Genomic DNA, 287 nt, shown 5'->3' with positions numbered 1-287 from the left:
CTCATCCAGCGCGTTTTTTAAGGTGTTGTACTGAGCGCCCAGGTCTGAAATGGACTCCACCGCTTCCAATGGATTCTCCAGCTTGCCTGAGACGATCTCGAGCTCTTCTTCCAGCCGGCTGATCTGCTCCTCAAGCTCGCGCAGCACCCGCGGATTGATGCTTTTCTTTCGGGTTTGCCGGGATTCTGCCGCTTTTTCAGTTTTCTTCCCGGCTATCGTTTCATTTTTAAGCGCTTCGAGCTCGCGTTGCTCTGCGCGCATCTGGCTGTAATTACCCTTGTAAGTGC

Annotated in this window: 1 protein-coding gene; it reads right to left on the bottom strand. The window is 53.3% G+C overall.

The window, feature by feature from the left end; translation table 11 throughout:
• A partial coding sequence (locus ACMUOY_RS20455) for a hypothetical protein (protein ID WP_413894556.1) occupies window positions 1-287 on the bottom strand: 287 nt, incomplete at both ends.

The organism is Candidatus Skiveiella danica (genome assembly GCF_022705245.1).
In the GTDB taxonomy this organism is placed as follows: Bacteria; Pseudomonadota; Gammaproteobacteria; order Burkholderiales; family Burkholderiaceae_C; genus Skiveiella; species Skiveiella danica.
This window is presented reverse-complemented; position numbering and strand designations above follow the sequence as displayed.